The following is an 18,416-nucleotide window of genomic DNA, read 5'->3' as shown; positions in this document are numbered from 1 at the left end:
CTGCGGGTTTTTTTGTGTCCTTGAAATCGCCATCGCGGGCAAGCCCGCTCCCACAGGGATCTTTAGTGAACACAAAATTTGCGTTCCACAGAGAACCACTGTGGGAGCGGGCTTGCCCGCGATGGCGCCGGTACAGGCACCTCAAACCTTGGCGGTGTACTCACGGTGCATCTGCCCCAGCAGCGCATCCTTGTCATTCCAGAGCTGATTGATCCAACCCTGAAACTCCAGGCGATACACCCCATCCTGATCGTAGTTTTTGCCGACGAACTGCGGTGGAATCTTCAGTTCCTGAAAGTGCACCACCACATCCCTCACGTTCCCACAGAGCAAATCCCAATAACCCGGACGCCCGGCCGGATAGTGAATGGTCACGTTGACGATGGCTTCCAGTTGGTCGCCCATGGCATCCAGCACGAAGGCAATACCGCCGGCTTTTGGCTTGAGCAGGTAGCGGAACGGTGAGCTCTGTTGGGCGTGTTTGCCCTCGGTGAAGCGCGTGCCTTCGACGAAGTTGAAAATCCCCACCGGGTTATCGCGGAACTTGTCGCAGGTCTTGCGGGTGGTTTCCAGATCTTTGCCTTTCTTCTCTGGATGCTTCTCCAGATAGGCCTTGGAGTAACGTTTCATGAAAGGAAAACCGAGTGCCCACCACGCCAGACCAATTACCGGCACCCAGATCAGTTGCTGTTTGAGGAAGAACTTCAGCGGGCGGATGCGCCGATTGAGCACGTACTGCAACACCATGATGTCGACCCAGCTCTGGTGGTTGCTGGTGATCAGGTACGAGTGCTGATAGTCCAGGCCTTCCAGCCCGCTGAGCTGCCAGCGCGTATGCCCGAGCAGGTCCATCCAGGCCTTGTTGTTGCTGATCCAGGTTTCGTGGATGTGGCCCATCAGCCAGTCGGTGAAACGCTGGGCGGCGGGGAAGGGCAGCAGCAGTTTGAAAATCGCCACCACGAACAGCGGCGTGCAGCAGGCAATCGTGTTCAGCGCCAACAACAGCGAGGCGATTACACCGCGCAGGGGGGCAGGTAGAAAATCCAGCATTTAAAGATCCATAGGTCGGTTGGCAGCTTGGATCGCGGTCAACGCGATGGTGTACACGATGTCGTCGACCTGCGCGCCGCGCGGCAGATCATTCACCGGTTTGCGCAGGCCTTGCAGCATCGGCCCGAGGCTGACGCAGTCGGCGCTGCGCTGCACGGCTTTGTGGGTGGTGTTGCCGGTGTTCAGGTCGGGGAACACAAACACCGTGGCACGACCGGCCACCTGACTGTTCGGCGCCAGTTGTCGGGCCACGGTTTCGTTGGCGGCGGCGTCGTACTGCAACGGGCCGTCGATCAACAGCGAGTGTTGCTGTTCGTGGGCGAGCAAGGTGGCCTCGCGAACCTTCTCGACTTCTTCACCACTGGCCGACTCGCCACTGGAGTAGCTGATCATCGCCACGCGCGGAGTGATGCCGAACGCCGCTGCCGAATCGGCGCTTTGCAAGGCGATCTCGGCCAGTTCGCTGGCGCTAGGGTGCGGGTTCATCACGCAGTCGCCGTAAACCAGCACTTCTTCCGGAAACAGCATGAAGAACACCGATGACACCAGCGTGCAGCCCGGCGCCGTTTTAATAAGCTGCAGCGCCGGGCGGATGGTGTTGGCGGTGGAGTGAATGACCCCGGACACCAGCCCGTCGACTTCATCCAGCGCCAGCATCATGGTGCCGATCACCACGGTGTCTTCCAGTTGCTGCTCGGCCATCGGCGCGTTGAGGCTTTTAGTTTTGCGCAGCGCAACCATCGGCTCGACGTAACGCTCGCGAATCAGGTCCGGGTCGAGGATTTCCAGCCCCGGCGGCAACTCGATGCCTTGGGCGCGGGCCACGGCTTCGACGTCCGCCGGTTTGGCCAGCAACACGCAGCGGGCAATGCCGCGGGCCTGACAAATAGCTGCGGCCTGCACGGTCAGCGGCTCGCTGCCTTCGGGCAACACGATGCGCTTGTTGGCGGCCTGGGCGCGCTGGATCAGTTGATAACGGAACACAGCTGGGGACAGGCGCATTTCCCGTGGCGTGCCGCAGCGCTGGTGCAGCCAGTTGGCGTCGAGGTGGCTGGCGACGAAATCGGTGATGATTTCCGCACGTTCGCGGTCGTCGATCGGGATTTCCTTGTTCAAGCCGTTCAACTGGTTGGCGGTGTCGTAGGAACCCGTACTGACCGACAACACCGGCAAGCCGGCTTGTAAGGCGCCACGACACAAATCCATGATGCGCGGGTCGGGCAGGGTGTCGCTGGTCAGCAACAGGCCGGCCAAAGGCACGCCGTTCATCGCCGCGAGGCTGACGGCGAGGATGATGTCGTCGCGATCGCCGGGGGTTACCACCAGCACACCGGGTTTGAGCAGCTCCACGGTGTTGCGCATGGTACGAGCGCAGATAATGATTTTGGTCATGCGCCGGGTTTCGTAGTCGCCGGCGTTGAGCACCTGAGCGCCCATCAGGTCGGCCACGTCGCGGGTGCGCGGTGCGTTCAGTTCCGGTTGATACGGGATGCAGCCGAGCAGGCGGAAGTCGCCACTGCGCAGCAATGGCGAGTGTTCCTTCAGGCGCGAGGCGAAGGCCTCCATGCTTTCGTCAGTCTTGACCTTGTTGAGGATCACGCCCAGGACTTTCGGGTCTTTCGGCCCGCCGAACAATTGCGCCTGCAACTCCACCCGGCCGGACAATTCGGTCAGCACTTCGTTTTCCGGTGCCGAGACCAGAATCACATCGGCGTCGAGGCTCTTGGCCAAATGCAGGTTGACCCGCGCCGCGTAACTGGCGCTGCGGGTCGGGACCATGCCTTCGACGATCAGCACGTCTTTGCCGACAGCGGCTTGCTGATAAAGGGTGATGATTTCTTCAAGCAGTTCGTCCAGCTGACCGTCGCCGAGCATCCGCTCAACGTGGGCCAGGCCAAGCGGCTGAGGCGGTTTCAAGCCGTGGGTGCGGGCCACCAGTTCAGTGGAGCGTTCAGGGCCTGTGTCGCCCGGGTGCGGCTGGGCAATCGGTTTGAAAAAGCCGACTTTCAGGCCGGCCCGCTCAAGGGTGCGCACCAGCCCGAGGCTGATGGAGGTCAGACCCACACCAAAATCGGTGGGCGCGATAAAAAAAGTTTGCATGCGAATTCTCTAGAGGTGCATGGCAGTGGCGATCATCTATAACTGACGATCTGCCCAAATCAGTCGCCAAGGTTATCGCTAACCGAGCCTTGTGCGCACCATCCGCAATCAAAGGACTGGCCTATTTTCTCATTGCGCAGCGAAGGGTCCAGCACCCAGGCCCGGGATTGCCACGGGGGTTGGTGCCGCAGGTGTTGAGTATGGCCGCAGGAAAGCTCGGCTACCCAGTGGCCATCCTCGTCCTGATGAAAGCCTGTGACGGTCGAGGCTTTCGTCGCGCCCCGTCTGTCCGGGTTGTGTTCGCTTTCGGGCGATTGCTTCGCTAAACTTGGACATTCATCTTTCTTATGCAAAAGGTCTCGCCCCATGCTGATCGCCGCCAATAAGGCTGTCTCCATCGACTATACCCTGACCAACGACGCTGGTGAGGTCATCGACAGCTCCGCCGGCGGCGCGCCGCTGGTCTACCTGCAAGGCGCGGGTAACATCATTCCGGGCCTGGAAAAGGCACTGGAAGGCAAAGCAGTCGGTGACGAACTGACTGTCGCCGTAGAACCTGAAGATGCCTACGGCGAATACGCTGCCGAACTGGTCAGCACCCTGAGCCGCAGCATGTTCGAAGGCGTTGACGAGCTGGAAGTGGGCATGCAGTTCCACGCTTCCGCTCCGGACGGCCAGATGCAGATCGTCACCATTCGCGATCTGGACGGCGACGATGTCACCGTCGACGGCAACCACCCGTTGGCCGGTCAGCGCCTGAATTTCCAGGTCAAGATCGTTGCCATCCGTGATGCCAGCCAGGAAGAAATCGCTCATGGTCACGTCCATGGCGAAGGTGGCCATCACCACTGATTTTCTGCGCTAAGCTTTCGAGAACTGGAGAGGCGCCCTAGGGCGCCTTTTTAGTCCGCGGCTGTCCTCTGGTGGCACCGCCAAGTGGCTGTTTTGAGAAGAACACAGGAATTTGGAGTTCGTCATGAGTGCTTTTCACGACCTTAAACTGACAGCCCTGGATGGTCAGGAGCTACCTCTGGCGCCCTTCAAGGGGCGTGTCGTGCTGGTGGTCAACGTCGCCTCCAAATGTGGCTTGACCCCACAATACGCGGCGCTGGAAAACCTCTACCAGCAATACAAGGACAAGGGGTTCAGTGTGCTGGGCTTGCCGTGCAACCAGTTTGCCGGGCAGGAACCGGGCACGGAGAAAGAGATCCAGGAGTTTTGCAGCCTCAACTATGGCGTGAGCTTTCCGTTGTCCAGCAAGCTGGAAGTCAACGGTCACGATCGTCATCAGCTGTATCGTCTGCTGGCGGGTGAGGGCGCGGAATTCCCGGGCGACATCACCTGGAACTTCGAAAAATTTCTGCTGGGCAAGGACGGTCGCGTATTGGCGCGGTTCTCGCCGCGTACGGCGCCGGATGATCCTTCTGTGATCCAGGCTATCGAAAAAGCGTTGAGCTGATGTCCCCTTGTAGGAGCGAGGCTTGCCCGCGAAGGCGTCATGTCAGTCGACATCATTGCTGACAGACATGACGCCTTCGCGGGCAAGCCTCGCTCCTACAATCCGTTCTGTCTTTTGACTCTTAATCACCCAAATCAATAGTGCTGTTCAAGGCTGGATACTCTCCATATTATCGGCGTCATATAGTTTATGTCCCCGTGGAGCGTCCCATGCCCGTCAAAGCCCTGTTCAAGCCCTTTCACCTCGGTGCTCTCGAACTGCCGACCCGCGTCGTCATGGCGCCGATGACCCGCTCGTTTTCGCCGGGCGGGGTGCCCAATTCCAAAGTGATCGAGTACTACCGTCGTCGCGCCGCTGCCGGGGTTGGGCTGATCATTACCGAAGGCACCACCGTCGGTCACAAGGCCTCCAACGGCTATCCGAACGTGCCGCACTTCTATGGTGACGCGGCATTGGCCGGCTGGAAGAAAGTCGTCGATGCGGTGCATGCCGAAGGCGGCAAGATCGTTCCGCAGCTGTGGCATGTGGGCAGCGTTCGCCGCATCGGTACCGAGCCGGATGCCAGCGTGCCGGGTTACGGCCCGTCAGAAAAATTGAAGGACGGTCAGGTCGTGGTTCACGGCATGACCAAGGAAGATATCCAGGACGTGATTGCCGCGTTCGCCCAAGCCGCCAAGGATGCTCAGAGCATCGGCATGGACGGCGTGGAAATCCACGGTGCCCACGGTTATCTGGTGGACCAGTTTTTCTGGGAAGGCAGCAATCAGCGCACTGACGAATACGGTGGCAGCCTGGCGAACCGTTCGCGCTTCGCCATCGAACTGATTCAGGCGGTGCGTGCAGCGGTCGGTGAGGGTTTTCCGATCATCTTCCGTTTCTCCCAGTGGAAGCAGCAGGACTACACCGCGCGTTTGGTGCAAACCCCGGAAGCCTTGGGTGAGTTCCTCAAGCCATTGTCCGACGCCGGCGTGGACATTTTCCACTGCTCGACGCGGCGTTTCTGGGAGCCGGAATTTGATGGTTCCGAACTCAACCTGGCAGGCTGGACTCGCAAGCTCACCGGCAAGCCAACCATCACCGTCGGTAGCGTCGGCCTGGACGGCGAGTTCCTGCAATTCATGGTCAACACCGACAAGATCGCGCAGCCGGCCAGCCTGGAAAAACTGCTGGAGCGTTTGAACAACGATGAGTTCGATCTGGTGGCAGTGGGCCGTGCGTTGCTGGTGGACCCGGACTGGGCGCAGAAAGTGCGGGACGGTCGTGAACAGGACATTCTGCCGTTCAGCCGTGAGGCGTTGATGACGCTGGTTTAAGTAGAGTCTGGAAGGGCCCCTTCGCGGGCAAGCCCGCTCCCACAAGGTTTTGTGGCGGTCACATGATCTGTGAACACCCCGCAACACTGTGGGAGCGGGCTTGCCCGCGAAGACTGACTCAACATAACTAAAGATCTCAGGGGACGGTCGGCGCATTCGGAATCGCCAACTCCCCAACACAAGCCCCGCGCAACTGCCCCTCAAACTGCTCGATAATCGCCGCCCACCCCTGACGACTCGCATGCTGGCGCGCATTAAGACGTACGCAGCGCAAGGTTTCGCGCTCCTCCAGCAGCCAGCGTGCCGCATCGCAGAACGCCTCTTCATCCCCGGGCATGGCCAGTACGCCGTTGTAGCCATGGCGAATATGCTGGGCCGCCGCCGCTTGATCGTACGCCACCACCCCCAGCCCCGAGGCCAATGCCTCAAGCACCACATTGCCGAAGGTTTCGGTCAGGCTCGGAAATAGAAAAACATCCCCCGACGCATAGTGACTGGCCAAGGCTTCGCCGCGTTGTGAGCCGCAGAAAATCGCTTCGGGCAATTCCTTCTCCAGCATCGATCGTTGCGGACCATCACCGACCACAATCAATTTCATTTTTCGCTGTGGATAAGTCATTTTCAGCGTGTCGAAGCTGCGCTTGAGCAAGCCAAGATTCTTCTCCTGGGCCAGACGTCCTACGTGGATGAAAGCAATATCATCCTCGGCCAGTCCCCATTGCTCTCGCAGTGGCTTCAACCGTTTGGCTGGATGAAACAACTGGCTGTCGACGCCTCGAGAGAGCAGCGCCAAGCGCTCGAAACTGCGGCGTTCCAGTTCCAGTCGCTGGCTGGCGCTGGGCACCAGGGTCAGGGTCGAGCGGTTGTGAAACCAGCGCAGGTAGTGAGTCAGTAAGCGCGTCAGCAGCCCGAGGCCGTACTGGCTGGAGTACTGCTGAAAATTGGTATGAAAGCCGCTGACCACCGAAATCCCCAAGCGCCGTGCCGCGCGCAACGCCGACAACCCCAGCGGTCCTTCGGTGGCGATGTACAACACGTCCGGGCGATGCCGTTTCCAGCGCCGCAGCAGCTTGTGCATCGACGACTGACCCCATTGCAGGCCAGGATAACCCGGCAACGGCCAGCCTCGACACAACAGCAACTCATCGTTGCTGCCCATGAGTGGGTCGCCACCCTGACGTGGCCGCACCAACTCGACCTGATGCCCACGCGCGCGCAAACCGTCGAACAAGCGGCCAAGGGTATTGGCCACGCCGTTGATTTCCGGAGGGAAGGTTTCGGTGATCAGGGTGATATGCAGAGTTGTCGTCATGACCTCAGTGTCGGCTGAGGCCATGTCGTCATTGTGACGGTGGGATGATGGATTTATGACGCGATTAACGGCGCTCTGCCACCAGATTTTCCGCGCCACGCTCACGCACCCAGAACAGCGTTGCCCCAGCCACGGCCGCCGGCATCATCAGAATGTTGACCACCGGAATCAACAACACCAGATACACGCTCCCGCCGAAGCCGAGGCTCTGCCAGCGTTTCTGCCGCAGCCAGGCGAGCATTTCGTTCCAGCCGAGTTTGTGGTTATCCGCCGGGTAGTCGATGTACTGGATCGCCATCATCCACACCCCGAACAACAGCCACAGCGGCGCGGCGATGATGTTGACCACCGGGATGAACGACAGGATGAACAGCCCGATGGCCCTGGGCAGGAAGTAGCCGAGTTTGCGCATTTCCCGGGACAGGGTGCGAGGGATCATGGCGATCAGTTCGCCCCAGCTGAAGGCCGGGAAGTCGTCGGTGCCGCGCACCACCACTTCGACTTTCTCCGCGAGGAAGCCATTGAATGGCGCGGCGATGACGTTGGCCAGCATGGTGAAGGTGAAGAACACCATCAACACCACCAACACGACGAATATCGGCCAGAGGATGTAGCTGAGGAAGTTCAGCCAATCGGGCAGGGACGGCATCAGCGTATCGACCCACATACTGAACTGATGGCCGGCCAGATAGATCAATCCGACGAACAGCACCAGGTTGATCGCCAGCGGCAATAACACGAACAAGCGCAGGCTTGGGCTCAGGACCAGCTTGAGGCCCTCGCGCAGGTATTGCGGGCCAGACAGAACGGGGGCGGGCATAACGTGCTCCGAGCAAAGGGTAAACGCGCCGACCTTACCGGCTTTGCCTGACGGGCGAAAGCGCGGTAGCGGCATCGACATTAACTGTAACAAAGGCGTCTATGTATTCACCTCGATGGGATAGAGACCGCCTATGAGCTGGATTGTTAAACCGTATTTCCTTAATCTTCGCCACCTCGATACGCTGCACCCATTCTTTTACAGGACTGTCGAGCCCAAGCCTTCCCCAAGTGCTTTCAACGGTCCTTTTTTATTCCCGCCGGCAATCCGGCGTTCCGCGCCCAGTGTTTCGGGCCCGGTCAACAGGAGCAGGTCATGTCTGAAGTTCGTCATTCGCGAGTGATTATTCTCGGTTCCGGCCCTGCCGGTTACAGCGCCGCGGTCTATGCCGCCCGTGCCAACCTCAAGCCACTGCTGATCACTGGCATGCAGGCCGGCGGTCAACTGACCACCACCACCGAAGTCGACAACTGGCCGGGCGACGTCCACGGCCTGACCGGCCCGGCGCTGATGGAGCGAATGAAAGAGCACGCCGAGCGCTTTGAAACCGAGATCGTGTTCGATCACATCAATGCCGTGGACTTCGCCGCCAAGCCCTACACCCTGATTGGCGACAGCGCGACTTACACCTGCGACGCACTGATCATCGCCACCGGCGCCAGCGCTCGTTACCTGGGCCTGCCGTCGGAAGAAACGTTCATGGGCAAAGGCGTTTCGGCCTGCGCGACCTGCGACGGTTTCTTCTATCGCAACAAGCCAGTGGCTGTGGTGGGTGGCGGTAATACGGCTGTGGAAGAAGCCCTGTACCTGGCCAACATCGCCAGCACCGTAACCTTGATCCACCGTCGCGAAACGTTCCGCGCCGAGAAGATCCTGATCGACAAGCTCAATGCCCGGGTTGCCGAAGGCAAGATCGTCCTGAAGCTGAACTCGACCCTGGACGAAGTGCTGGGCGACAACATGGGCGTGACCGGTGCTCGCCTGAAGAACAACGACGGCAGCTTCGACGAGCTGAAAGTCGACGGCGTGTTCATCGCCATCGGCCACACCCCGAACACTTCGTTGTTCGAAGGCCAGCTGACGTTGAAAGACGGCTACCTGGTTGTGCAGGGCGGCCGTGACGGCAACGCCACTGCAACCAACCTCGAAGGCATCTTCGCCGCCGGTGACGTGGCTGACCACGTTTACCGTCAAGCCATCACCTCGGCCGGCGCCGGTTGCATGGCGGCACTGGATGCCGAGCGCTACCTCGACGATCTGCAGAACGCTTGATTCTGATTTCGTAGAAAGCAAAAAAACCGGCTTCGGCCGGTTTTTTTGTGCCCACGATTTAGAGGCTGATCAAAAAACCTGTGGGAGCGTGGCTTGCCCGCGATAGCAATTGATCATTCAACATTGATGTCGACTGATACACCGCTATCGCAGGCAAGCCAGCTCCCACAGGTTTTTGTGTTACCCGAAGTCGATTGCGATCAACCGCGAAACCGTTCCTGAACAAAATCCATGACCTTCAACGACTGGTAGATGGCATTGGCTGCAACCCGCCCGAACGGCCCACCATTCCAGTCCAGCAGATACGGTTTGAACAACTGATACCGCGCACTTTCCCCGCACACGGCTTCGGCAATGACCCTGCCACCAATCGAACCGGTATTCAGACCATGGCCACCAAACGAGGTACAGGCCCAGACGCCCGGTTCCAACAGCCCCAGGTTAGGCATTTTGTTGGTGGAATAGCCCATCAGGCCCGACCAGGCCAGTTCGATTTTTACCGGCGCCAGTTGTGGATACACCGAGACCATGTCCGCCTTGAGCATGGCCGCCAAGGCCTTTTCATTCTGTTCGTTGCGGGTGGTGATGCGTCCGCCCCAGAGCAGGCGGTCGCCTTCGACCACACGGTAGTAGTCCGAAGCGCGGCGATCATCGGAGAAGGCGGCGCCGGAATCGAGGACGTTTTTGATCGAGTCGCCCAGGTGTTCGGTGAGTACCACGTAGGTAGCGATGGGCAGGTAGGCGCGGCTGAGTTTCTGCAATTCCGGGCCGCCGTAACCGCCGGCGCAGAACACCAGGTCCTGGCAGCGCACGGAGCCGTGAGCAGTCTGGACAATTTTATCGGTGCCCTCGCGACGCCAGGCCAGCATTTTTGAGTGTTCGAAAATCCTGCCTCCAGCCGCTTCGATGGCGAGGGCCAGGCCCAGGCAATAATTCAGCGGATGAAAGTGCAAGGCGTTCGGGTCCTCGATGCCCTGGAAATAGCGCGGGGTGTGGGCCCGTTCGCGAACCTGGGCGGTGTCGAGGTAGTTGAGTTCATAGCCGAAGTCGCGGCGCATAGTGTCGATGTGGTTTTTCACGCCAGCGCTGTCGTCGTAACGCTTGACTCGAATCGTGCCAGCGGACGGATCGCAGCCGGTCAGAGCCAGTTCGGCGATGTTGTGCCGCACTATTTCCACGCCTTCGACGGACATTTTAAACAGCGCCCTGGCCTGTTCCAGTCCAAGTTTTTTGCGGATCGCCCCGGACCCTTCAGCCCAACCCGGCGAGACCACGCCGCCATTGCGACCAGACGCGCCCCAAGCGACTTGATGGGCTTCGAGGATGACCACGCGTTTACCGCGCCGGGTCAGTTCCAGGGCGGCGGTAAGGCCCGCGATCCCGGCGCCGATGATGCAGACGTCGCAGGTTTCGTGAGTATTCAGTTCGGACCTGGCCGCGCGGGGCAACGAGGTTTGGGAGTACCAGGTGGTGGGGAAGGACATGCTGAATCCTTGACAAGTTGCCGGTCAATGAAGCGAACGCCTGGCTTTTGTGGGAGCGAGCCTGCTCGCGATGGCGGTCGAACATTCAACATTGATACTGAATGTTATGGCCTCATCGCGAGCAGGCTCGCTCCCACAGGTGGGCGGTGTGATCGAGGTCGGTTACTTGACCGTCGAGTAGTCCACGCCGTACCACTTGGTCGACAGCTTGGTCAGCGTCCCGTCCTTGTGCATCGCGCCGATGATTTCACCGAGTTTGGCTTTCAACTCCGGGTCACCCTTGTCGGTGGCGACGGCCAGTGGTTCGTAGAACACCACACCGTTGTCGACAGCCCGCAGCGGATAATTCTTCTTGATGGCAGCTTCCAGCGTGCTGCGCTGAGTGAGGATGCCATCGAGCCGAACGCCATCGCCCAGGCGCAAGTCATCCAGCGGCCCGAGGGAACCGGCATAGGTCTTCACCTTTTTGGTCTGTACGTCGTAGGCGACGGGCGGCATGTCCGTCGCTTCGATGGCCAGCGCCTGGTTCAGGTAATCCTCGGAAGTGGTGCCGCCTTCGACACCGATCGTCTTGCCATTGAGGGCTTTGTGGTCGGTGAGTGTGGATTTGTTGTGAACTGCAAACACGTAGGGCACGTAGTAATAGGTCGCGGGAAAGTCGAGGATCCGTGCGCGACTTTTGGTGGCGGTCATCGAGCCCACGGACATGTCCCAGCGCCCGTTCCACTTGCCGGCGGTGATCACGTCCCAGTCGGGGGTGATGAACTTGACCGAGACGCCGAGACGCTTGGCGATCTCCTTGGAAACGTCGATGTCGAACCCGTCGATTTCATTCTTGTCGTTGATAAAACCCTGGGGTGGCCAGGTTGCCGAAGTGGCGACGGTCATGGTTTTGCTGCTTTGGATTTTGTCCAGTACGGCTCCGGCGTTGGCGGCGCCGACGAACAACAGCGACAGGGTGGCTGCGAGAGTTAGTACGTGTTTTTTACTGAGCATGTTCATCTCCACTTCTCGTTATTGTTATGCGGGGTAAAGCAGTTCTCAGTGACCGATGATTTGCGACAGGAATTGCTGCGCGCGTTCGGTCTGCGGGTTGTTGAAAAATTCGTCAGGGGTGGCTTGTTCGATGACCTGGCCCTGGTCCATGAACAGCACGCGGTCGGCGACCTTGCTGGCAAAACCCATTTCGTGGGTCACGCAAATCATGGTCATGCCGTCGGTGGCCAACTCGCCCATCACGTCCAGCACTTCGTGGACCATTTCCGGGTCCAGCGCCGAGGTCGGCTCGTCGAACAACATGACTTTGGGGTTCATGCACAGCGCTCGCGCAATCGCCACTCGCTGCTGCTGACCGCCGGACAATTGCGACGGGTATTTGTGCGCATGCTCGGCAATTCGCACGCGCTCCAGATAAACCTGTGCGCGCTTTTTCGCCTCGGCAGACGACACGCCTTGCACCAGTTGCGGGGCCAGGGTCAGGTTGTCCATCACGCTCAAGTGCGGGAACAGGTTGAAACTCTGGAACACCATGCCGATCTCCCGGCGTACGGCACTGACACTGTCTGCCTCGCTGGTGAGGGTGATGCCGTTGACTTGAATGTGGCCTTTCTGGAAGTTCTCCAGGTGGTTGATGCAACGAATCATCGTCGACTTGCCCGAGCCCGATGGCCCGCACACCACCAGAATTTCACCCGTGGCGACGTTCAGGTCGACATCGCGCAAGGCGTGAAAATTGCCATACCACTTGTTCAGGCCAGTGATGGAAATCATCGAGGGGCTGGTCTGCGCAGCAGGTGCCAGGTCGAGTCGTTCAGCGGTATTGGTTCGAGTCATCACGCATCAACCCCTTGCAATGGATCGGTTGACCCGTTTTTCGATTCGCGCCTGCACCCGTTCAAGGATGAACGACAGGGCCCAGTAGATCATGGCGGCGGTGATCAGCATTTCCAGGTGGCGAAAGTCCGCACGGCCCTGGGTCTTGGCCAGGTACATCAGTTCCCAGACGCCGATCACCGACACCAGCGAACTGTCCTTGAGCATGGCGATGAACTGGTTGCCGGTGGGCGGGATAATCACCCGCAAGGCTTGCGGCATGATCACCCGGCTCAGGGTCTTGAACGGGTTGATGCCCAGCGCCCGTGAGGCTTCCCACTGGCCCACCGGAATACTCTGGATACCCGCACGGAAAATCTCTGTCATGTAGGCGCCGTAGCACAGCGACAATGCCAGGATGCCGGCCGGCACCGCGTCGACCACGTAGCCCAGTTGCGGCAGTCCCAGGTAAATCAGATAGATCTGGATCAGCAGCGGAACACCGCGGAAGAACGACGTGTAAAACGAGGCGATGGCATTGGCCAAGCCATTGTTCGACAGCTTGGCCACGGCACCGATCAACGCCAGCACGAAGGCAATCACAATCGCGATGGCGGAGATGTACAGCGTGGTGGCAGCACCCTGGATGATCAGGAAACCGATCTTGTCGAGGATGAAGCTGTAGGAGAGGTCGAACGTGTCGAAGAAGGCCAGGAACAGGATCAGCAATTCGATCCAGACCACGGTGGTCTGCACCTTGAACTTCAAGCGCCCGAGGACGTGGAAGTTCAGCGTGCCCAGTGTGGCAATCGCCAGACCGATGGCGATATTGCGAGCGGTCAGGCCGTCCGGGGCATTGCCCAACAGCGGATGCAGGAAATGACTGAGGGCGCTGTTACCCAGGTTCATCAGGTAGGAACCGAGGAACAGCACCACGGCTACGCCAAGCAGGAACTGAGGATCATTGGACTTTTTCTTATAAATTATATTGTCGTGATACATGACTGCCTCAGGCTTGTAGGTGGTAGTGATCTCGCTAGATAAAAGGGGTATTTGGTAGATGCTTTTGTAGGAGCCAGGCTTGCCGGCGAAGGCGATCTTGAGGACGCCTTCGCCGGCAAGCCTGGCTCCTACGAGTCCGGTTCGTCTTAACCGATCAGCGTTAGGTGTATCTGGTGAGTATTGCGACGCAAAATCGGGGACTACAAGCGAACATAATTCGCTACGTCAGTCCCGGATCGCAGTTTGCGGTTCAGGAAAGCTTCGCCAGGCATGCCTCAAGGATATCCAGCCCTTCCTCCAGCACGGCGGCCTCAGTGGTCAATGGCGCCAGCAGCCGAATGATGTGTCGCGACTTGCCGCTGGGCATCAGCAGCAAACCCGAATCGCGCGCGAGAGCCAGCAGTTGTGTCAGTTGCGCCGAGGCCGGTGTGCCGTCGGTATTGATCAGCTCGATGCCGCGCATGGCACCGACGCCGGTCAAGCGGCCCAGATACGGTGACAGTTCGCGGGCTCGCCAGGATTCGTAGCGGCTGACAATCGCCTCTTCCTGTTGCGTGCCCCAGGCGTGCAGATGCGTGTCAGTCATTTCGTCCAGGGTCGCCAACGCGGCGGCGCAGGCGATGGGATTGCCCGAATAGGTACCGCCCAATCCGCCCTTGGGCAAGTTGTCGAGTAGCGACTTGCGCCCGACAACCGCACCCAGCGGCACGCCGCCGGCAATGCTTTTGCCCAGCAGGATCAGGTCCGGTTCAATGCCCAGTCGCGAGAACGCAAACCGCTGGCCGGTGCGGCCGAAGCCGGACTGGATTTCATCGGCGATCAGCAGGATGCCTTTGTCATCACAGAAGCGTCGCAGCGCCTGGGCAAATTCCACGTCCATCGCCAGGAAACCCGCCTCGCCCTGCACCGGTTCGACGATAAAACAGGCCACGTCATCAACATCGATCTCGACGCTGAACAGCCGTTCCATGGCTTTCAGGGCCTCGGCGCAGGTCACGTCATTGTCTTTGCTGGGGAAGGGCAGGTGAAACACCGGCCCAGGCAGCACACCGACTTTCTGTTTGTAGGGCGCGACTTTGCCGTTGAGGTTGAGGGTGGCGAGCGTACGGCCGTGAAAGGCGCCGTCGAAGGCGATGACTGCCGTGCGCCCGGTAGCGCCACGGACGATCTTCAGGGCGTTTTCCGCCGCTTCCGCGCCGCTGTTGGTGAGCATGCCGCTGACCGGGTAATCCACCGCAATAAACGCCGTCAGGCGATCCATGAGTTCGAGGTAAGGCACATGCGGGGCGGCGTTGAACGCGTAGTGGGTCAGTCGGGTGGCCTGTTCGCAAATGGCCTCGACGATGCGCGGATGGCAATGACCGAGGTTCAGCACGCCGATACCACCGACAAAATCGATGTAGCGTTTGCCGTCGGTGTCCCAGACCTCGGCGTTTTTACCGTGGCTGAGCGTGACGGGATGAACGATGTTGATTGACCGACTGATGTTTTCGCTGCTCATGGATACCGGACTCAGAAGAAGGGATGCTTCTTTTTATCTAAGCCGCGAGCAGAGGTGCCCGGCAAACGAAATAAAGTTGCCGGGTCAATCTTAAAAGTCGGGATGTGCCCTGATACCGATCGATGGCGCCACAGGCGGGCTTCAGTCAGCGGCGAGTCAGCGGCTGCTGCGCGAACTTCACTCCCGCCAGACCATGGGTAATCAGCGCCCGGATATTGCCGTGATCGCTGCCTTCCGGCGTCGCAACCACCGAGCGGTAATGCTCGCCAAATGCCAACAGCGCTTCTTCATCGCTCAGGCCTTCCAGCAATGCCAGACCCAGGGTCTTGCACGAACCTTCGTTCTGCCCTGCGGCGTTTTCCACGCCGCCGTTATTGAACGACTGGGGCTGATAGTCGTAACCGGCAGCGATGAATGCCAGGGTATCGGCGAAAGCATGTTCGCCGCTCTTGAGGCTGGCGCGCAGGGTGTTCAAATCACTCATTGGGTTTTCCTTTGGCGAACGCCGCTTGCTGGTCGGCGCTGGCTTCTTTCTGGTATTGGGCTTTCCACTCGGCGTACGGCATGCCGTAAACCACTTCGCGGGCTTCGTCGAGGCTGACGTCGATCTGGCGTTCATCGGCGGCGGCCTTGTACCACTTGGACAGGCAGTTGCGGCAGAAACCCGAGAGGTTCATCAGGTCGATGTTCTGCACGTCCTTGCGGCTGTCCAGGTGGGCAACCAGCCGGCGAAAGGCGGCGGCTTCAAGTTCCAGGCGTTGTTGATCGTTCATGATGGGCTCTGTGCAATCAAATCGTGGCGCGGATGATAGAAGCCTGGCGACCGATGCGCCAGACGCGGTCAGCGGCTTGCGGCCAGGGTAATCGATACCGACTCGGCGAAGCGCAAGGCATGGGGCTTGTCGACTTCGACTTCGGCGTACAGCACCGACTCGTTGACCATGATCAGGTCCAGCAATTCCTGGGTCAGGCGTTCGAGCAGGGCAAAGCGATTGCCCTCCACGTGGGCGATGATCGCCTTGGTGATGGTGCGGTAATTCAACGCGTGATCGATATCGTTGTCACGCACTGCATCCTGGGCGGCATACAGGATGGTCAGGTTGATCAGCACATCCTGCTTGTTGAGGATTTCGTCCTCGTTGATCCCGATGAAAGTTCGCAAACACAGGTCCTTGACCCGGATGCGTGCCATTCCTGGTTGAAGTTGTGGCATTGCTACTTGCTCCGTCCAATCAATTGCAGGAACTCCTGGCGGGTGTTGCTCGACTCGCGGAAGGCGCCGAGCATCACCGAGGTGTTCATGGTCGAATTCTGTTTTTCGACGCCGCGCATCATCATGCACATGTGCTGGGCTTCGATGACCACCGCGACACCGGCGGCGTCGGTCACTTGCTGCACGGCGTCGGCGATTTGCCGGGTGAGGTTTTCCTGGATTTGCAGTCGGCGGGCGAACATATCCACAAGCCGTGCAATCTTCGACAGGCCCAGCACCTTGCCCGTTGGAATATAAGCCACATGAGCCTTGCCGATGAAGGGCAGCATGTGATGTTCACAAAGCGAGTACAGCTCGATGTTGTCGACGATGATCATTTCATCGTTGTCGGAGGCAAACAGTGCGCCGTTGACGATTTCTTCGACACTTTGCTCGTAACCATGACACAGGTATTGCATCGCCTTGGCGGCGCGAACCGGGGTGTCTTGCAGTCCTTCGCGGTCGGGGTTTTCACCGAGGCCGATCAGGATCTCGCGATAGCTCTGGGACAGGGTGTTTTGAGGCAGGAATAACGTCATGGGACATCCTCGCGGGAGCGGCTTATTTGACGTGCCGTCCGCCGTTGACGGTCAGGGTCGTGCCGGTGACATAAGGGTTGTCGAGCAGATAGCGCAGGCTCTGGTAAATCACTTCGCTGCCGGGCTCGATGCCCAGTGCCGATTTGGCCAGAACCCTGGCGCGATATGCCGCGTCGTCGTCGGGATTGAACAGTAGCAGGGCTGGGGCGATACCGTTGACCTTGATGCCGGGCGCGTATTTCGCGGCAAAGGACAGGGTCAGGCTGTCGAGCCCGGCTTTGCTGGCACAGTAGCCGATGTGCTTGCTGCTGCCCCTGCGGGTCACGTCATCGCTGATGTGCACGATGTCGGCGGGGCTCGAGCGTTTGAGCAAGTCGGCACAGTGCAGGTTGATCAGGTAAGGCGCCAGCATGTGCACGCTGAACATTTGGGTGAAGGCTGCGGCCTCGGTGCCCGGGGTTTCGGCCAGCCATTCGGAGGCGTTATGGACAATCGCCCGCAAACTGTCGGTGTGGTTTTTCAGTTCGCCGATGAACGCGAGGATTCCGGTCTCGCTGGAAAAATCCGCAAACACCGCGGTCGCCCCCAGATCGCGCAGGGCTTGCACACCAGGCCGTTCGCTGCGGTAGCTGAAAATGACCGGATGGCCGTCTTCGAGCAAACGCTGCGCACAGTGCAGGCCGACACGCTGGCCGGCACCGGTGATGAGGATTGGGGCTGCGGTAGAGGTCATGAACGGCTCGCGTCGCGGTAAGAGCAAAACTATACCAGCGACGGGAGTTGTTCACCTACGTCCTGCGATGGCCTTGCCTTTGTAGGAGCGAGGCTTGCCCGCGAAGGGAACGACTCGGTCTATCTGTCAAACCGCGTCATCGTTCTTCGCGGGCAAGCCTCGCTCAGGGGTTACTGATTTTGAGTGGATGGTTCCCCGGGCAACGGTCGTTGCGGGGGGGTATGCAGCCAGCCGGCCAGCAGACGAGTCGAGAGCGGAATAAAGAAATACACCATCAATGGTGTCAGGCACAGGGTGCTGACAAACACGCGGGTCAGCAAACCTGTCTCAGCCAGTAGAGGCCCCAATACAAAGTTGAACAACAGGGACACCGGAAAGAACGCCAGCCAGATGGCCACAGCCTGTTTCCAGCGTGGTGGACGTTGACCGACCGCACCGAACCAGCCATCGATGCCACTGACCCGATGTTCTGACGGGTTGGCAAACAGATCACTGCCGCGTCCCAGCCAGGCAGTGCGCGATGCGGAATGCTCCCAGGCGTGCATGGTCTGCTCGTCGGCGAAGCGGAAGATAATCTGGAATTCGTCATCGTCGGGCGGCGGAGCGAGCACGCCGGAGCCGAGGTAACCGGGGAAGTCGGTGGCCAGTTGTTCGCCTTCGCGTAACCAGGCCATGAGGTCCTGATAACGCCCATTGGCGACGCGGCGCGCAACCATCAGCGTGACGGGGGAGGTAGACATTTTGTATCTCCGTATTACAAATGCGTC

Annotated in this window: 20 protein-coding genes; 4 read left to right on the top strand and 16 right to left on the bottom strand. The window is 59.5% G+C overall.

Translation table 11 applies throughout. The features are described 5' to 3' along the window. Positions 1–141: 141 nt before the first annotated feature. The 3 genes from yihG to PSH88_RS25905 are packed head-to-tail and all read right to left on the bottom strand — an operon-like array spanning position 142 to position 3,548. Positions 142–1,050 (bottom strand): 1-acylglycerol-3-phosphate O-acyltransferase, YihG family, encoded by a 909-nt coding sequence (gene yihG, locus PSH88_RS25915; RefSeq protein WP_305423490.1) that lies wholly within the window; start codon positions 1,048–1,050, stop codon positions 142–144. Then, positions 1,051–3,150: a phosphate acetyltransferase gene (gene pta / locus PSH88_RS25910; protein WP_305423488.1), complete on the bottom strand. Its 2,100-nt coding sequence runs from the start codon at positions 3,148–3,150 to the stop codon at positions 1,051–1,053. A 59-nt stretch (positions 3,151–3,209) separates the two neighbouring features. After that, the gene (locus tag PSH88_RS25905; protein ID WP_305423486.1) at positions 3,210–3,548 is read right to left on the bottom strand and encodes a DUF3565 domain-containing protein; all 339 of its coding nucleotides are present in this window, start codon (positions 3,546–3,548) and stop codon (positions 3,210–3,212) included. On the opposite strand from PSH88_RS25905, the gene PSH88_RS25900 reads away from it, so the two are divergent. From PSH88_RS25900 to PSH88_RS25890, 3 genes are all read left to right on the top strand, one after another. After that, positions 3,517–4,002, top strand: coding sequence for an FKBP-type peptidyl-prolyl cis-trans isomerase (locus PSH88_RS25900; protein WP_007942189.1), 486 nt, complete (start codon positions 3,517–3,519; stop codon positions 4,000–4,002). The genes PSH88_RS25905 and PSH88_RS25900 overlap by 32 nt on opposite strands. Positions 4,003–4,126: 124 nt before the next feature. Continuing rightward, complete coding sequence (locus PSH88_RS25895) at positions 4,127–4,609, top strand: glutathione peroxidase (RefSeq protein WP_305423484.1); 483 nt, start codon at positions 4,127–4,129, stop codon at positions 4,607–4,609. A gap of 209 nt (positions 4,610–4,818) precedes the next feature. Then, positions 4,819–5,922, top strand: a complete 1,104-nt coding sequence (locus tag PSH88_RS25890; RefSeq protein ID WP_305483404.1) for an NADH:flavin oxidoreductase — start codon at positions 4,819–4,821, stop codon at positions 5,920–5,922. A 136-nt stretch (positions 5,923–6,058) separates the two neighbouring features. Here PSH88_RS25890 and PSH88_RS25885 read toward each other — a convergent pair whose 3' ends face one another. Together PSH88_RS25885 and cysZ are read right to left on the bottom strand one after the other, a co-directional pair. After that, the gene (locus PSH88_RS25885) at positions 6,059–7,258 is read right to left on the bottom strand and encodes a glycosyltransferase family 4 protein (RefSeq protein ID WP_305423482.1); all 1,200 of its coding nucleotides are present in this window, start codon (positions 7,256–7,258) and stop codon (positions 6,059–6,061) included. A 40-nt stretch (positions 7,259–7,298) separates the two neighbouring features. After that, positions 7,299–8,054 carry a sulfate transporter CysZ gene (cysZ, locus tag PSH88_RS25880; protein ID WP_305423481.1) on the bottom strand — a complete coding sequence of 252 codons (756 nt, stop codon included), beginning with the start codon at positions 8,052–8,054 and terminating at the stop codon, positions 7,299–7,301. 315 nt (positions 8,055–8,369) lie between these two features. On the opposite strand from cysZ, the gene trxB reads away from it, so the two are divergent. Next, a complete protein-coding gene (gene trxB, locus PSH88_RS25875) occupies positions 8,370–9,326 on the top strand; it encodes a thioredoxin-disulfide reductase (protein WP_008070552.1) in 957 nt (318 codons plus the stop codon). A 200-nt stretch (positions 9,327–9,526) separates the two neighbouring features. Here trxB and PSH88_RS25870 read toward each other — a convergent pair whose 3' ends face one another. The 11 genes from PSH88_RS25870 to PSH88_RS25820 form a co-directional block, all read right to left on the bottom strand. Further along, the gene (locus tag PSH88_RS25870; protein ID WP_305483403.1) at positions 9,527–10,810 is read right to left on the bottom strand and encodes an NAD(P)/FAD-dependent oxidoreductase; all 1,284 of its coding nucleotides are present in this window, start codon (positions 10,808–10,810) and stop codon (positions 9,527–9,529) included. A 162-nt stretch (positions 10,811–10,972) separates the two neighbouring features. Then, positions 10,973–11,806, bottom strand: a complete 834-nt coding sequence (locus PSH88_RS25865; RefSeq protein ID WP_305423476.1) for a transporter substrate-binding domain-containing protein — start codon at positions 11,804–11,806, stop codon at positions 10,973–10,975. A gap of 45 nt (positions 11,807–11,851) precedes the next feature. Beyond that, positions 11,852–12,580, bottom strand: coding sequence for an amino acid ABC transporter ATP-binding protein (locus tag PSH88_RS25860; protein WP_370694718.1), 729 nt, complete (start codon positions 12,578–12,580; stop codon positions 11,852–11,854). 69 nt (positions 12,581–12,649) lie between these two features. Further along, positions 12,650–13,624, bottom strand: a complete 975-nt coding sequence (locus PSH88_RS25855; protein ID WP_305423472.1) for an amino acid ABC transporter permease — start codon at positions 13,622–13,624, stop codon at positions 12,650–12,652. A gap of 250 nt (positions 13,625–13,874) precedes the next feature. Beyond that, the gene (locus PSH88_RS25850; RefSeq protein WP_305423470.1) at positions 13,875–15,125 is read right to left on the bottom strand and encodes a 2-aminoadipate transaminase; all 1,251 of its coding nucleotides are present in this window, start codon (positions 15,123–15,125) and stop codon (positions 13,875–13,877) included. A 145-nt stretch (positions 15,126–15,270) separates the two neighbouring features. Continuing rightward, the gene (locus PSH88_RS25845) at positions 15,271–15,609 is read right to left on the bottom strand and encodes a HopJ type III effector protein (RefSeq protein ID WP_305423468.1); all 339 of its coding nucleotides are present in this window, start codon (positions 15,607–15,609) and stop codon (positions 15,271–15,273) included. Further along, the gene (locus PSH88_RS25840; RefSeq protein ID WP_018927179.1) at positions 15,602–15,898 is read right to left on the bottom strand and encodes a DUF1244 domain-containing protein; all 297 of its coding nucleotides are present in this window, start codon (positions 15,896–15,898) and stop codon (positions 15,602–15,604) included. Before PSH88_RS25840 ends, PSH88_RS25845 begins: the two co-directional genes overlap by 8 nt. 68 nt (positions 15,899–15,966) lie before the next feature. Then, on the bottom strand, positions 15,967–16,338 hold the full coding sequence (gene folX, locus PSH88_RS25835; protein ID WP_007901645.1) for a dihydroneopterin triphosphate 2'-epimerase: 372 nt from the start codon (positions 16,336–16,338) through the stop codon (positions 15,967–15,969). Between the two features lie 2 nt (positions 16,339–16,340). Beyond that, the gene (gene folE / locus PSH88_RS25830; RefSeq protein ID WP_095055672.1) at positions 16,341–16,916 is read right to left on the bottom strand and encodes a GTP cyclohydrolase I FolE; all 576 of its coding nucleotides are present in this window, start codon (positions 16,914–16,916) and stop codon (positions 16,341–16,343) included. Between the two features lie 22 nt (positions 16,917–16,938). Further along, the gene (gene folM, locus PSH88_RS25825; RefSeq protein ID WP_305423465.1) at positions 16,939–17,649 is read right to left on the bottom strand and encodes a dihydromonapterin reductase; all 711 of its coding nucleotides are present in this window, start codon (positions 17,647–17,649) and stop codon (positions 16,939–16,941) included. Between the two features lie 170 nt (positions 17,650–17,819). Next, the gene (locus PSH88_RS25820) at positions 17,820–18,389 is read right to left on the bottom strand and encodes an antibiotic biosynthesis monooxygenase (protein WP_305423463.1); all 570 of its coding nucleotides are present in this window, start codon (positions 18,387–18,389) and stop codon (positions 17,820–17,822) included. Positions 18,390–18,416: the final 27 nt, after the last annotated feature.

Source organism: Pseudomonas wuhanensis (assembly GCF_030687395.1).
In the GTDB taxonomy this organism is placed as follows: Bacteria; Pseudomonadota; Gammaproteobacteria; order Pseudomonadales; family Pseudomonadaceae; genus Aquipseudomonas; species Aquipseudomonas wuhanensis.
This window is presented reverse-complemented; position numbering and strand designations above follow the sequence as displayed.

Bases quoted from the DNA above. Each gene is read 5' to 3' on its own strand.
- yihG (WP_305423490.1), bottom strand. From the start codon at position 1,050: ATGCTGGATTTTCTACCTGCCCCCCTGCGCGGTGTAATCGCCTCGCTG.
- pta (WP_305423488.1), bottom strand. From the start codon at position 3,150: ATGCAAACTTTTTTTATCGCGCCCACCGATTTTGGTGTGGGTCTGACC.
- PSH88_RS25900 (WP_007942189.1), top strand. From the start codon at position 3,517: ATGCTGATCGCCGCCAATAAGGCTGTCTCCATCGACTATACCCTGACC.
- PSH88_RS25905 (WP_305423486.1), bottom strand. From the start codon at position 3,548: ATGGAGACAGCCTTATTGGCGGCGATCAGCATGGGGCGAGACCTTTTG.
- PSH88_RS25895 (WP_305423484.1), top strand. From the start codon at position 4,127: ATGAGTGCTTTTCACGACCTTAAACTGACAGCCCTGGATGGTCAGGAG.
- PSH88_RS25890 (WP_305483404.1), top strand. From the start codon at position 4,819: ATGCCCGTCAAAGCCCTGTTCAAGCCCTTTCACCTCGGTGCTCTCGAA.
- PSH88_RS25885 (WP_305423482.1), bottom strand. From the start codon at position 7,258: ATGGCCTCAGCCGACACTGAGGTCATGACGACAACTCTGCATATCACC.
- cysZ (WP_305423481.1), bottom strand. From the start codon at position 8,054: ATGCCCGCCCCCGTTCTGTCTGGCCCGCAATACCTGCGCGAGGGCCTC.
- trxB (WP_008070552.1), top strand. From the start codon at position 8,370: ATGTCTGAAGTTCGTCATTCGCGAGTGATTATTCTCGGTTCCGGCCCT.
- PSH88_RS25870 (WP_305483403.1), bottom strand. From the start codon at position 10,810: ATGTCCTTCCCCACCACCTGGTACTCCCAAACCTCGTTGCCCCGCGCG.
- PSH88_RS25865 (WP_305423476.1), bottom strand. From the start codon at position 11,806: ATGCTCAGTAAAAAACACGTACTAACTCTCGCAGCCACCCTGTCGCTG.
- PSH88_RS25860 (WP_370694718.1), bottom strand. From the start codon at position 12,580: ATGATTTCCATCACTGGCCTGAACAAGTGGTATGGCAATTTTCACGCC.
- PSH88_RS25855 (WP_305423472.1), bottom strand. From the start codon at position 13,624: ATGTATCACGACAATATAATTTATAAGAAAAAGTCCAATGATCCTCAG.
- PSH88_RS25850 (WP_305423470.1), bottom strand. From the start codon at position 15,125: ATGAGCAGCGAAAACATCAGTCGGTCAATCAACATCGTTCATCCCGTC.
- PSH88_RS25845 (WP_305423468.1), bottom strand. From the start codon at position 15,609: ATGAGTGATTTGAACACCCTGCGCGCCAGCCTCAAGAGCGGCGAACAT.
- PSH88_RS25840 (WP_018927179.1), bottom strand. From the start codon at position 15,898: ATGAACGATCAACAACGCCTGGAACTTGAAGCCGCCGCCTTTCGCCGG.
- folX (WP_007901645.1), bottom strand. From the start codon at position 16,338: ATGCCACAACTTCAACCAGGAATGGCACGCATCCGGGTCAAGGACCTG.
- folE (WP_095055672.1), bottom strand. From the start codon at position 16,916: ATGACGTTATTCCTGCCTCAAAACACCCTGTCCCAGAGCTATCGCGAG.
- folM (WP_305423465.1), bottom strand. From the start codon at position 17,649: ATGACCTCTACCGCAGCCCCAATCCTCATCACCGGTGCCGGCCAGCGT.
- PSH88_RS25820 (WP_305423463.1), bottom strand. From the start codon at position 18,389: ATGTCTACCTCCCCCGTCACGCTGATGGTTGCGCGCCGCGTCGCCAAT.